This window comes from Microbulbifer maximicatervae (SeqCode) (assembly GCF_052467385.1).
Genome location: NZ_CP174311.1, coordinates 3,431,158 through 3,446,849, shown reverse-complemented (window position 1 = coordinate 3,446,849; position 15,692 = coordinate 3,431,158). Strand labels below are relative to the sequence as shown.

Here is a 15,692-nt window from a genome sequence, read left to right as displayed (position 1 = left end):
GTTTTGGTTGCATGATCATAATTCTATTGACTGTAATGTCAGTTATGGGAGTTTGCGCATTTTATTCTGGGTGCTGCTGGTACTTATATATTAGTTGACATTTTTCTTCGAACTTTGATTATAATTGTGCCATCTAACGCTTGATGGCGCGTTGGTTGTAGTTATAAGGAAGGAAGCACTCAAAAAAATTGACTGAGTGCGAGATGCATAAAGGGTGCAAGGATTGCTGTTGGAAGTGCAGTATTAAGCAAGTGGTATCAGTGCCCATTTCGTTTTTTTAATTTCTGCGGTTTTTCCTTTCAGTCTTTCCCTGAGATAGCTGAATTACTTAGCTTTCTTGCCGCCCGTTATGCCTGGATTGATTCAAGGTGCAAATTGGGAAGGCATGTTCATGCGGAGCGCGGCTTATAATCATTCACGGCTTTTGGCGTTTAAAAAAGATGCTCGACAGCTGTTGCAGTACTTGTGTTTTTCATTGCTATGTACTTCGGCATATACATACGCCGAAGTTGCGGTGGATGAAGAAGTTTCTCCCTGGCAGCTTTCAATTGTTGGTGCTAGCACAGGTGATGTCGTTCTAAGTGGCGATGAGCAGGCATTAAGTCTTGGGATTTCAGAAGTTTGTGTAGCTGAAAATCTTGTTTCTGAAGATTTTTCCTCCAGCTCTAGTGAGGACCTGGCATCGCTTGGGTTTCATAGTTTTGGTGGCGAGGCCTTGTCGGTACTGAATGAACGTGTCACTGTAACCGCACAGGTTGATCAAGTTCTGCTAGCTCCGACTGTGCTAAGTGATTCAAGTGAGATTACTCTCAGCGCTTTCATTAATTCATCAACGGATGTAGATGCCGGCACCGATTCGCTCAGTATCTATTTAACTGATGCCGAATATGTTGGCTATGGTGTTCAGTATCAAGGGGACGGTACGACAGGTGTTTGGGCCCTTGTTCACTTTACAGGCGTAGACAGTCAAATCAATTTGGCTCATGTATCTGCGGCTGGAAATCATCCAACTTCAGGACAAGCTGTTACCTTGAATCGCTCTGGCGATACTTTCACAGCTACTGTTGGAGGCGCTGATATTGGTCTCTCTTACACGGTCGGTAGCGGTATCGGCGACCTATCTCGCTATGGTATACGAGCCACATCGCTTGAGATTGGCGACAACAATTACCTAGATAATCTAACATTAACTTTTTCCTCAAGTGCTACTTGCCCTGCCTTAGCAGATACTGGTGACTGGGATGATGCCTACTCCCTGCACTTTGTCTATCAAGAATTGTTACAGCAAGGAGAGTTAATCGCCCGCTTATCCAGTCATAGTAATAGCGGGTCAGGTATTGCAGGTATTGCATTACGAAATGGCACTGCAGCAACTGATAAAGCTGTTGCGCTAGTGATGGATCCGGCCGATAACAGTATTGGACTTTTCACCCGAGATACGGATGACGCAGCCAACACATTAATTACCACTGGACAAACCGGTGCTTTACCCCAGTGGTTGAGATTGGTACGTGACGATGACACTATCACAGCTTATATCTCTACAGATGGTGTGAGTTGGACTCAGGTTGATAGCGTTTCAATCAGCTTTGACGATATTGTCAAAGCCGGAATTGCGGTGGCAGTCACCGGAAGCGAAGATCAATCCCTTGAGTACGATAACCTAAGTGTCTTGAGCGAATTGTCCGGTGATATTACTACAGACATAGAGCTTGCGGCACACCAAACCTATTTGGTGACTGGTAATGTAGATGTTAATAGCGGGGTGACTCTTACTATTAATGAAGGTGCTACCATCCTTTTTGAGGGAAATTATACATTTGAGGTGAATGGTAGCCTTACCACTTCCGGTGGAGTGGAAACGCCTGTGGTATTTACTAGTGCACAGGTTTCGCCAGTCAAAGGTGATTGGTATGGCATCATGGCAAATGATGGTGGTTCATTAGATTTAAGTTATACCACCATTGAATACGCCGATTACGGGCTTTATGCGAAATCCGGTAGTAACTTTAGCCTCAATAATAGTACTTTACGACACTTTGACGAGCACGGTATTTACGCCCATAGCGCTAGGGGTTCAATTAAGAATAGTACAATTCAATATGCAGATAATACCGGGGTCTATCTGTATGGAGTAGCAGATTTCACCGTTAGTGATAATACGATTACAGATAACCAATATGGCTTTTACATTAAAGGTATTAGTGGTACTGCTACAACCCCAACTATTACCGGAAACACTATTACTGGTAACAGTAGTTATGGCCTCTACTTGTATGGAGTAAATAATGCGGACTATGACCCGCAACCGGTGATTACGGGGAATAGTATTTACAGTAATAGCAGTTATGACTTGTTTACCAACTATTACGAAAGTGGCGCGCTCAATGTCGATGCTTCAGGCAACTGGTGGAACACTACAGATCCAGAATCTATTGCAGCGGAAATCTACGATTATACGGATAGTACTTCTTACCGTCCTATCGTGGATTATAGTGGCTATCTCGATGCTGAGGATGGAAGTGCAGCAGTTAGCTATAGCTTACTTGGTTACCTGACACGGGATACCACTTTGGAGGCGGGCAACACTTACACCCTCTTGAGTACAGTGCAGGTGCAAAGCGGTGTAACCCTGACAATTGAACCCGGTGCTCGTATTGAAGCCGGTGATAATTTTAGGCTCAAGGTTTTTGGTGCCCTGGAGGCTCAGGGGACCAGTGATAATCCAATTGTATTTACCAGCGATAAGGCTACTCACAGTGTTGGTGATTGGTATGGAATCGTGGCAGAAAGTGGCGGCACGGTAACTCTGGACTATGTAACATTAGAGTATAGCGACTATGGGCTGTACGCAGATGCGGACAGTGCATTCAGTATTAGCAATAGTACCTTGCAATATTTTGACGAAAACGCTGTATACGCCTACAAATCCAGTGGCTCAATTCATAACAACATTATTCAGTATGCAGATATTGCTGGGGTGAGCCTCTATGGTGTAGCAGATCTCACCGTAAGAGATAACCTAGTCACGAATAACCAATACGGCTTTTATGTTAAAGGTTATAGCGGTGTTGCCACCACCCCAGCGATCACTGGTAATACCGTTACTGGTAACAGTCGCAATGGTTTTTACCTACATGGAACTTATACAGCTGAATATGACCCTCAACCGGTAATTACTGGCAATAGTATTCACAGCAACAGCAGTTACGATCTGCAAACTTACTATTATGAAAGTGGTGCGCTTACCGTTGATGCCACAAGTAACTGGTGGAATACCACAGATGCTGAATTGATCGCAGCAGAAGTTTATGACTATTCCGATAGTATTACTTACCGACCTGTAGTGGATTACAGTGGCTTCCTGGATGCCGAGGATGGAGATGAGGCAATCAGTAATGGTCTGCTTGGGTTCCTAGCCGAAGATACCACTCTGGTGGCGGGCACTACTTATACGCTCTTGAGTACGGTGTATGTAAAAAGTGATGTAACCCTGACGATAGAACCGGGCGCCCGTATTGAAGTGGGTGGCAATTTTAGCCTCAGGGTTCTTGGCACCTTGGATGCCCAGGGCACCAGTGATAACCCCATCGTGTTTACCAGTGATGAGAGTACTCCCAGTGTTGGCGACTGGGTTGGTATTGTGACTGAAAGTGGCGGCACGGTGACTTTGGACTATGTGACCTTGGAGTACGGTGACTACGGTCTTTACGCATACCCAGGTAGCACCTTCAGTCTGAGTAACAGCACCTTACAGTACTTTGACGAAAGTGGTGTTTATGCTCACAACGCCAGCGGCACAATCAATAACAACACTATTCAGCATGCCGATAATGCCGGGGTATACCTCTACGGTGTTGTGGATGCCACCGTCAGTGACAATACGATCACGAATAATAACTACGGCTTTTACATTAAAGGCTATAACGGTGTTGCCACCACCCCAACGATTACTGGCAATACTGTTACCGGCAACAGCCGCAATGGTTTCTATTTGCATGGTGTTTACAGCGCGGAATACGATCCACAACCGGTAATTACCGGCAATAGTATCCACAGTAATAGCAACTACGACTTGGAAGCGTACCAATACGAAACTGGTGGGCTTACGATCAATGCTACGGGCAACTGGTGGAATACCACGGATGCCGGATTGATCGCAGCAGAAGTTTATGACTATACCGACAGCGCCACTTATCGGCCGATCGTGGATTACAGTGGTTACCTGGATGCTGAAGACGGAAGTATCGCGACCAGCAATGGCCTGATTGGTTTCCTGGCCGAGGACACCACTTTGGTAGCGGGCACCACCTACACACTGTTGAATACAATATATGTAGAAAGTGGTGTGACCCTGACGATTGAACCCGGTGCTCGCATTGAAGTGGGTGGTAATTTTAGGCTCAAGGTTTCAGGCACCCTGGATGCCCAGGGCACTAGTGACAGCCCGATCGTATTTACCAGTGATAAAAGCGAGCCCAGTGTCGGGGATTGGTATGGCATTGTGGCAGAAAGTGGCGGCACGGTGACCCTGGACTATGTGACGCTGGAGTACGGGGACTATGGCCTGTATGCAAACTCAGGCAGTACTTTTAGCCTGAGCAACAGCACTTTGCAGTATTTTGATGAAAGTGCCGTTTACGCCTATATCGCCAGTGGCTCGATTAATAGCAATATTATCCAGTATGCCGATAATGCCGGGGTATATCTCTACGGTGCTGGGGATATCACTGCTAGTAATAACGTTATTAGCGAAAACCAATACGGCTTTTATATTAAGGGTTATAGCGGTGTTGCCACCAGCCCAACAGTGACAGGCAACACACTTACAAATAATAACTACGGTTTTCATATTCAAGGTTATAGCGGGGGTGCCACTAACCCAACCATTACCGGCAATACTATTACTGGTAGTAGCAGCTACGGTTTCTATTTAAACGGAGTTCGCAATGCAGAATACGACCCTCAACCAGTAATTACTGGTAACAGTATTCACAGCAATAATAGCTATGACTTGTCTGCCTATAATTATGAAAGTGGTGTGCTTACCCTGAATGCCACAGGTAACTGGTGGAACACTACGGACTCGGGGGAAATTGGGGCAGAAGTTTACGATTATACCGATAGCACCTCCTATCGACCGCTGGTGGATTACAGTGGTTATCTGGATGCCGAAGATGGTAGCTCAGCGATTAATAATGGCCTGATCGGTTATTTGACCGAGGATACCACGCTGGTGGCAGACACCACTTACACGCTCTTGAGTACGGTGTATGTAAAAAGTGATGTAACACTGACGATTGAGCCGGGTGCTCGCATTGAAGTCGGTGGTGACTTTAGCCTGAAGGTTTCTGGCACCTTGGACGCTCAGGGCACCAGTGATAACCCCATCGTGTTTACCAGTGATGAGAGTACTCCCAGTGTTGGCGACTGGGTTGGTATTGTGACTGAAAGTGGCGGCACGGTGACTTTGGACTATGTGACCTTGGAGTACGGTGACTACGGTCTTTACGCATACCCAGGTAGCACCTTCAGTCTGAGTAACAGCACCTTACAGTACTTTGACGAAAGTGGTGTTTATGCTCACAACGCCAGCGCCACAATCAATAACAACACCATTCAGCATGCCGATAATGCCGGGGTATACCTCTACGGTGTTGTGGATGCCACCGTCAGTGACAATACGATCACGAATAATAACTACGGCTTTTACATTAAAGGCTATAACGGTGTTGCCACCACCCCAACGATTACTGGCAATACTGTTACCGGCAACAGCCGCAATGGTTTCTATTTGCATGGTGTTTACAGCGCAGAATACGATCCACAACCGGTAATTACCGGCAATAGTATCCACAGTAATAGCAACTACGACTTGGAAGCGTACCAATACGAAACTGGTGGGCTTACGATCAATGCTACGGGCAACTGGTGGAATACCACGGATGCCGGATTGATCGCAGCAGAAGTTTATGACTATACCGACAGCGCCACTTATCGGCCGATCGTGGATTACAGTGGTTACCTGGATGCTGAAGACGGAAGTATCGCGACCAGCAATGGCCTGATTGGTTTCCTGGCCGAGGACACCACTTTGGTAGCGGGCACCACCTACACACTGTTGAATACAATATATGTAGAAAGTGGTGTGACCCTGACGATTGAACCCGGTGCTCGCATTGAAGTGGGTGGTAATTTTAGGCTCAAGGTTTCAGGCACCCTGGATGCCCAGGGCACTAGTGACAGCCCGATCGTATTTACCAGTGATAAAAGCGAGCCCAGTGTCGGGGATTGGTATGGCATTGTGGCAGAAAGTGGCGGCACGGTGACCCTGGACTATGTGATGCTGGAGTACGGGGACTATGGTCTATATGCATCAGAGAGTAGTACCTTTAGCCTGAGCAATAGCACTTTGCAGTATTTTGATGAAAGTGCTGTCTACGCCTATAAAGCCAGTGGCACGATCACTAACAACACTATTCAGCATGCGGATGTCGCTGGTGTATATCTGTATGGTGTGGCGAATGTTACTGCTAGCAATAATATGATTACCGAGAGCAGCTATGGCTTTTATGTTAAAGGCTATAACGGTATTGCCAGCACTCCAACAATGACAGGCAACACACTTACAAATAATAACTACGGTTTTCATATTCAAGGTTATAGCGGGGGTGCCACTAACCCAACCATTACCGGCAATACTATTACTGGTAGTAGCAGCTACGGTTTCTATTTAAACGGAGTTCGCAATGCAGAATACGACCCTCAACCAGTAATTACTGGTAACAGTATTCACGGCAATAATAGCTATGACTTGTCTGCCTATAATTATGAAAGTGGTGTGCTTACCCTGAATGCTACAGGTAACTGGTGGAACACTACGGACTCGGGGGAGATTGCAACAGAAGTTTACGACTATACCGATAGCACCTCCTATCGACCGCTGGTGGATTACAGTGGTTATCTGGATACCGAAGATGGTAGCTCAGCGATTAATAATGGCCTGATCGGTTATTTGACCGAGGACACCACTTTAGTGGCAGACACCACTTACACGCTCTTGAGTACGGTGTATGTAAAAAGTGATGTAACACTGACGATTGAGCCGGGTGCTCGCATTGAAGTCGGTGGTGACTTTAGCCTGAAGGTTTCTGGCACCTTGGACGCTCAGGGCACTAGTGATAACCCCATTGTATTTACCAGTGATGAGAGTACCCCCAGCGTTGGCGACTGGTATGGCATCGTAGCGGAAAATGGCGGCACGGTGGCCCTGGACTATGTGGCGCTGGAGTATGGAGACTATGGCCTGTATGCAAACTCGGGCAGTACTTTTAGCCTGAGCAACAGCACTTTGCAGTATTTTGATGAAAGTGCTATCTACGCTTACAGCGCCAGTGGCTCAATTACTAGCAACACCATTCAGTATGCCGATAATGCTGGGGTATATCTCTACGGTGTTGCGAATGTCACCGTCAGTGACAATACGATCACGAATAATAACTACGGCTTTTACATTAAAGGCTATAACGGTGTTGCCACCACCCCAACGATTACTGGCAATACTGTTACCGGCAACAGCCGCAATGGTTTCTATTTGCATGGTGTTTACAGCGCAGAATACGATCCGCAACCGGTAATTACCGGCAATAGTATCCACAGTAATAGCAACTACGACTTGGAAGCGTACCAATACGAAACTGGTGGGCTTACGATCAATGCTACGGGCAACTGGTGGAATACTACGGACTCTGAATTAATTGCAGCAGAAGTTTATGACTATACCGACAGCACCACCTATCGGCCGATCGTGGATTACAGTGGTTATTTGGATTCCGAGGATGGAAGCTCAGCGGTTGGTAATGTTTTAAATGGTTACCTGACCGAGGATGCCACTCTGTTGGCAGGTACTACTTATACCATTTTGAGTACAGTGTACGTGCAAAGTGGTGTAACTCTGACGATAGAACCGGGCGCTCGCATTGAAGTGGGGGGAGGTTTTAGTCTTCAGGTTGCAGGTACCCTGGATGCCCAGGGTACTAGTGACAGCCCAATCGTATTTACCAGTGATAAAAGTGAGCCCAGTGTCGGGGATTGGTATGGCATTGTGGCAGAAAGTGGCGGCACGGTGGCCCTGGACTATGTGACGCTGGAGTACGGGGACTATGGCCTGTATGCAAACTCGGGCAGTACCTTTAGTCTGAGCAACAGCACTTTGCAGTATTTTGATGAAAGTGCCGTTTACGCCTATATCGCTAGTGGCTCGATTAATAGCAATATTATCCAGTATGCCGATAATGCCGGGATATCTCTTTACGGCGCTGGGGATGTCACTGCCAGTGATAACGTTATTAGCGAAAACCAATACGGCTTTTATATTAAGGGTTATAGCGGTGTTGCCACCAGCCCAACAATGACAGGCAACACGCTTACAAATAATAATTACGGTTTTCATATTCAAGGTTATAGCGGTGGCGTCACCAATCCAACTATTACCGGCAATACTATTACTGGCAGTATCAACTACGGCTTCTCTGTGTACGGGGTTCGCAACGCGGAATACGATCCTCAACCAGTAATTACTGGTAACAGTATTCACAGCAATAATAGCTATGATCTGTATACCAACTCTTATGAAAGTGGCGTGCTTACCCTGAATGCTACAGGTAACTGGTGGAACACTACGGACTCGGGGGAGATTGCAACAGAAGTTTACGACTATACCGATAGCACCTCCTATCGACCGCTGGTGGATTACAGTGGTTATCTGGATACCGAAGATGGTAGCTCAGCGATTAATAATGGCCTGATCGGTTATTTGACCGAGGACACCACTTTAGTGGCAGACACCACTTACACGCTCTTGAGTACGGTGTATGTAAAAAGTGATGTAACACTGACGATTGAGCCGGGTGCTCGCATTGAAGTCGGTGGTGACTTTAGCCTGAAGGTTTCTGGCACCTTGGACGCTCAGGGCACTAGTGATAACCCCATCGTATTTACCAGTGATGAGAGTACCCCCAGCGTTGGCGACTGGGTTGGTATTGTGACTGAAAGTGGCGGCACGGTGACTTTGGACTATGTGACCTTGGAGTACGGTGACTACGGTCTTTACGCATACCCAGGTAGCACCTTCAGTCTGAGTAACAGCACCTTACAGTACTTTGACGAAAGTGGTGTTTATGCTCACAACGCCAGCGCCACAATCAATAACAACACCATTCAGCATGCCGATAATGCCGGGGTATACCTCTACGGTGTTGTGGATGCCACCGTCAGTGACAATACGATCACGAATAATAACTACGGCTTTTACATTAAAGGCTATAACGGTGTTGCCACCACCCCAACGATTACTGGCAATACTGTTACCGGCAACAGCCGCAATGGTTTCTATTTGCATGGTGTTTACAGCGCAGAATACGATCCACAACCGGTAATTACCGGCAATAGTATCCACAGTAATAGCAACTACGACTTGGAAGCGTACCAATACGAAACTGGTGGGCTTACGATCAATGCTACGGGCAACTGGTGGAATACCACGGATGCCGGATTGATCGCAGCAGAAGTTTATGACTATACCGACAGCGCCACTTATCGGCCGATCGTGGATTACAGTGGTTACCTGGATGCTGAAGACGGAAGTATCGCGACCAGCAATGGCCTGATTGGTTTCCTGGCCGAGGACACCACTTTGGTAGCGGGCACCACTTACACACTCTTGAATACAATATATGTAGAAAGTGGTGTGACCCTGACGATTGAACCCGGCGCTCGCATTGAAGTGGGTGGTAATTTTAGGCTCAAGGTTTCAGGCACCCTGGATGCCCAGGGCACTAGTGACAGTCCGATCGTATTTACCAGCGATAAAAGCGAGCCCAGTGTCGGGGATTGGTATGGCATTGTGGCAGAAAGTGGCGGCACGGTGACCCTGGACTATGTGACGCTGGAGTACGGGGACTATGGCCTGTATGCAAACTCAGGCAGTACTTTTAGCCTGAGCAACAGCACTTTGCAGTATTTTGATGAAAGTGCCGTTTACGCCTATATCGCCAGTGGCTCGATTAATAGCAATATTATCCAGTATGCCGATAATGCCGGGGTATATCTCTACGGTGCTGGGGATATCACTGCTAGTAATAACGTTATTAGCGAAAACCAATACGGCTTTTATATTAAGGGTTATAGCGGTGTTGCCTCCAGCCCAACAGTGACAGGCAACACACTTACAAATAATAACTACGGTTTTCATATTCAAGGTTATAGCGGGGGTGCCACTAACCCAACCATTACCGGCAATACTATTACTGGTAGTAGCAGCTACGGTTTCTATTTAAACGGAGTTCGCAATGCAGAATACGACCCTCAACCAGTAATTACTGGTAACAGTATTCACAGCAATAATAGCTATGACTTGTCTGCCTATAATTATGAAAGTGGTGTGCTTACCCTGAATGCCACAGGTAACTGGTGGAACACTACGGACTCGGGGGAAATTGGGGCAGAAGTTTACGATTATACCGATAGCACCTCCTATCGACCGCTGGTGGATTACAGTGGTTATCTGGATGCCGAAGATGGTAGCTCAGCGATTAATAATGGCCTGATCGGTTATTTGACCGAGGATACCACTTTAGTGTCAGACACCACTTACACGCTCTTGAGTACGGTGTATGTAAAAAGTGATGTAACACTGACGATTGAGCCGGGTGCTCGCATTGAAGTCGGTGGTGACTTTAGCCTGAAGGTTTCTGGCACCTTGGACGCTCAGGGCACTAGTGATAACCCCATCGTATTTACCAGTGATGAGAGTACCCCCAGCGTTGGCGACTGGTATGGCATCGTAGCGGAAAATGGCGGCACGGTGACCCTGGACTATGTGACGCTGGAGTACGGGGACTATGGCCTGTATGCAAACTCGGGCAGTACTTTTAGCCTGAGCAACAGCACTTTGCAGTACTTTGACGAAAGTGGTGTTTATGCTCACAACGCCAGCGGCACAATCAATAACAACACCATTCAGCATGCCGATAATGCCGGGGTATACCTCTACGGTGTTGCGGATGCCACCGTCAGTGACAATACGATCACGAATAATTACTACGGCTTTTCCATTAAAGGCTATAACGGTGTTGCCACCACCCCAACGATTACTGGCAATACTGTTACCGGCAACAGCCGCAATGGTTTCTATTTGCATGGTGTTTACAGCGCGGAATACGATCCACAACCGGTAATTACCGGCAATAGTATCCACAGTAATAGCAACTACGACTTGGAAGCGTACCATTACGAAACTGGTGGGCTTACGATCAATGCTACGGGCAACTGGTGGAATACCACGGATGCCGGATTGATCGCAGCAGAAGTTTATGACTATACCGACAGCGCCACTTATCGGCCGATCGTGGATTACAGTGGTTACCTGGATGCTGAAGACGGAAGTATCGCGACCAGCAATGGCCTGATTGGTTTCCTGGCCGAGGACACCACTTTGGTAGCGGGCACCACCTACACACTGTTGAATACAATATATGTAGAAAGTGGTGTGACCCTGACGATTGAACCCGGTGCTCGCATTGAAGTGGGTGGTAATTTTAGGCTCAAGGTTTCAGGCACCCTGGATGCCCAGGGCACTAGTGACAGCCCGATCGTATTTACCAGTGATAAAAGCGAGCCCAGTGTCGGGGATTGGTATGGCATTGTGGCAGAAAGTGGCGGCACGGTGACCCTGGACTATGTGACGCTGGAGTACGGGGACTATGGCCTGTATGCAAACTCAGGCAGTACTTTTAGCCTGAGCAACAGCACTTTGCAGTATTTTGATGAAAGTGCTGTCTACGCCTATCAAGCCAGTGGCACGATCACTAATAACACTATTCAGTATGCGGATGTCGCGGGTGTATCTCTATATGGTGTGGCGAATGCTACTGCCAGCAATAATACGATTACCGGTAATAATTATGGTTTTTATATTAGGGGCTACAGTGAGGTTACCAGCACGCCAAGCATAACTGGCAATCTGATCACGGATAATGACTTTGGTTTTTATATTCAAGGTTATAGCGGTGGTGTCACCAATCCAACCATTACCGGTAATACCGTTAGCAGTAGTGGTACCTACGGTTTCTACTTGATTGGCGTAAGTAATGGAGACTACGATCCAAGCCCGATAATTACTGGCAACAGTATTCACAGTAATAGTAGCTATGAACTGTATACCAACTCTTATGAAAGTGGTGTGGTCACCGTGGATGCCACGGGTAACTGGTGGAACACCACAGACTCCGGGGAGATTGCGGCGGAGATCTTTGATCACACTGACAGTACCTCCTACCGACCACTAGTGGATTATAGTGGCTATCTGGATGCCGAAGATGGTAGTTCAGCGATCAGCAATGGCTTGAATGGTTACCTAAGTGAAGATACCACATTGGAAGCGGGCAACACTTATACCCTCTTGAGCACTGTATACGTGCAAAGTGGCGTGACCCTGACGATTGAGCCCGGCGCTCGCATTGAAGTGGGTGGTGACTTTAGCCTGAAGGTCTTTGGCACCTTGGATGCCCAGGGCACCAGTGATAACCCCATCGTATTTACCAGTGATGAGAGTACCCCCAGCGTTGGCGACTGGTATGGCATCGTAGCGGAAAGTGGCGGCACGGTGATCCTGGACTATGTGACATTGGAGTATGGGGACTATGGCCTGTATGCAAACTCGGGCAGTACTTTTAGCCTGAGTAATAGTACTTTGCAGTATTTTGATGAAAGTGCTATCCACGCTTATAGCGCCAGCGGCTCAATCAGTAGCAACACTATTCAGCATGCCGATAATGCTGGGGTATACCTGTACGGTGTGACGAATGTCACTGCTAGCGATAACGTGATCACCGATAACCAGCACGGTTTTTACATTAAGGGCTATAGCGGTATTGCTACCACCCCAACGATTACGGGTAATACTGTTACCGATAATAGTAACTACGGCTTTTATTTGTACGGAATGAGGGATGCAGAGTACGATCCGCAGCCTGAGATTACCGGCAATAGTATCCACAGTAACGGTAGTTACGACTTGTATACGTATTATTACGAAAGCGGTGTAGTTACGGTTAATGCTACGGGCAATTGGTGGAATACTTTAGATTCAGGGGAAATACAGGCAGAAGTCTACGATTACAGCGATAGCACTTCCTATCGACCGTTAGTGGATTACAGTGGCTACTTGAGCAGTGCCAATGGAAATTCCGTATACGATCACTACCTCCGCTTGGATATTGATACTGACACGAGCTTGGCTGCGGGATCCTATATTGTTGTTGACGATATCAATGTAAATAGTGGTGTGAGTTTAACGCTGGAAGCTGGAGCAATATTGGTATTCCCTGCCGGTCACTCACTAACAGTAGAGGGAGATTTAGTAGTTAGTGGTTCCAGTTTACAGCCGGTAATATTTACCAGTGAGGCCCAATACCCTGTGGCTGGCGATTGGCAGGGTATCGTTGTAGCAAGTGGTGGCAGTATCAGTATTGATAATGCTTACATCCAATATGCTGAAACTGCAGTCTCTGCGACTTCACCCAGTGCGTTCAGCGTTACCAACAGTATTATTACTGACTTTAGCGAAAGCGGAATCAGCATTAATAATTTTGCCGGTGGTACCATTGTTAATAACCTGATCCAAAATACGGATTACACAGGTACAGGTATAGCTCTCGATACCGCATCGCCAGCAGTAACTGACAATGTTGTTACCGGTTTGAATTACGGTGCCTATATTACCGGAGCCTCTTCACCGAGCTTAACGGGTAATAGTTTTATCGATAATAATTATGGTATTTATCTGAATGGTTCGGGTAGTGATGCTACCAATCCTACACCTACGATCATTGGTAATGATCTCTACGGGAATACCAATGGCAGCTTGTACCTTAACAACTATGGTAGCAGTTCGGCGCTGGTGTTGAATGTTACGGGCAACTGGTGGGGTAGCGCTGCGCCAGAATGGGGGGTAGATATTATCGGGGTTGATTCACCAGAAACTGCGGTAGATTACAGCAATGCCCTGGCTGCGGAGACCCGCGTAATAACTTCCAACTTACACGGAGATTACCAATACTTTTCCCCAAATAGTGATGGTAACCAGGATACATTAGCCATTACTGGCACCTTGAGTTCAAGTAGCAGTTGGAGTCTGGAAATCAGTAATGAATCCGGAACTGTTGTGAATACTTTCTCTGGAACTGGTACAGATATTAATATCGATTGGGATGGTACTGACAGTGGCAGCACCGTATTGAATGATGGTCGTTACTATTTATTCTTGAAGGTAACTGATGCGGAGAATACCAGTTATCGCGCGGGTGCCATTTGGGTAGAGTTGGATAACACCGCCCCCATAGCCGAAATGAGTAACGTGAATAATGGCGATACCTTATCAACTGGGACTACGACCCTAGAGATTGAAGGTAGTGCCATCGACAATTTCTTCGTTGACTACACCATGGATTACCAGTTGAGCGGTGATACCGATAATTGGGTAAGTCTAATATCTTCAACAGCAGCGGTGAGCGAAAACATCTTAGCTGAGTGGGTGGTTAGTTCCACTGATGGTACTGTTGAGGCTCCGGCCAATGGTGACTACCAAATACGTCTGGTAGCCAATGATAGAGCAGGTAATATTTCTACGATTATTCGTACGGTTACTATTGACCTGGTTAGTATTGCCAATGTTAGCCGTAACCAAACTACGGTTAACCCAGTTTCTGGAGAGAATCTGGTAATCAGCTTTGATTTGTCTGCCGGCGCTACCGTTACGTTGGATATTAAAGACGAGCAAACTGAAGTGCTGGTTCGCAGCGTGGTGGAAACTTTTGATAGTGCAGGTAGCTATTCTTTGAATTGGGATGGCAAGGATGGCGAGGGTAATTACGTTCAGGAAGAAGCATACACCTATGATCTCACCGCAGTGAGCGGAGGTGTTGAAGGTGTGTACGCTATTGAGAATGCAGGCACCAGTAGCGATATCCTAATAGGTAGTATGGACTCCACTATGAATGCAGCACAGAACGACTTTATGAAAGCTGCAGTCACACCCACTTCGAATGTGCGCGTCTATATGGAAGTGACACCAAGTGGAGGTGACAAGCGCGTTGTCTACGATAATGTACCTATGGAAGCCGGCGCTCACTACTTGGTTTGGGATGGTCGCACCGCGGATGGCGTACTAACTTCAGGGTCTTTTTCCACTTATGTACCTTATCCAGAAGTTCTGCCCACCAATGTGGTAATTATTGACGGCATAACCCCAAGTATCAGCGGCACACTGGACGCACCCAATATCGAAGTTAAATCCGATCCTTATCTGATGTATCACAGCTACGATCAAATCTCGAAAGTGGCTTACTTGTTGGATCAGGACTCCTACGTAACCTTCAAACTGTTACCGCCGGATATCGGTGACCCGACAGATGCGGGAGCGATCACCTTGATCGATAACCAGCTGCAAGCCGCTAATGACAGCGACGGTGCAGTAGCCACTCACGAGGTGGAGTGGACCGGTTATGAAGAGAGCGATGGCAACGCGATTATGGTCTCGGATGAAGGTGTGTACAGTTTCTGGATAGAAGCGACTTCGGCAACTACCGGAGCCAGTACCACTTACTACGGCGCATTGCAGCTGTATCAATAAT

1 protein-coding gene is annotated in these 15,692 nt (G+C 47.0%); it reads left to right on the top strand.

Annotated features, from left to right (window positions below; translation table 11 throughout):
• Positions 1 to 514: 514 nt before the first annotated feature.
• Entirely contained in the window at positions 515 to 15,691 is a 15,177-nt protein-coding gene (locus ACJJIR_RS14625; RefSeq protein ID WP_444905899.1) for a beta strand repeat-containing protein, read from the top strand.
• Position 15,692: the final 1 nt, after the last annotated feature.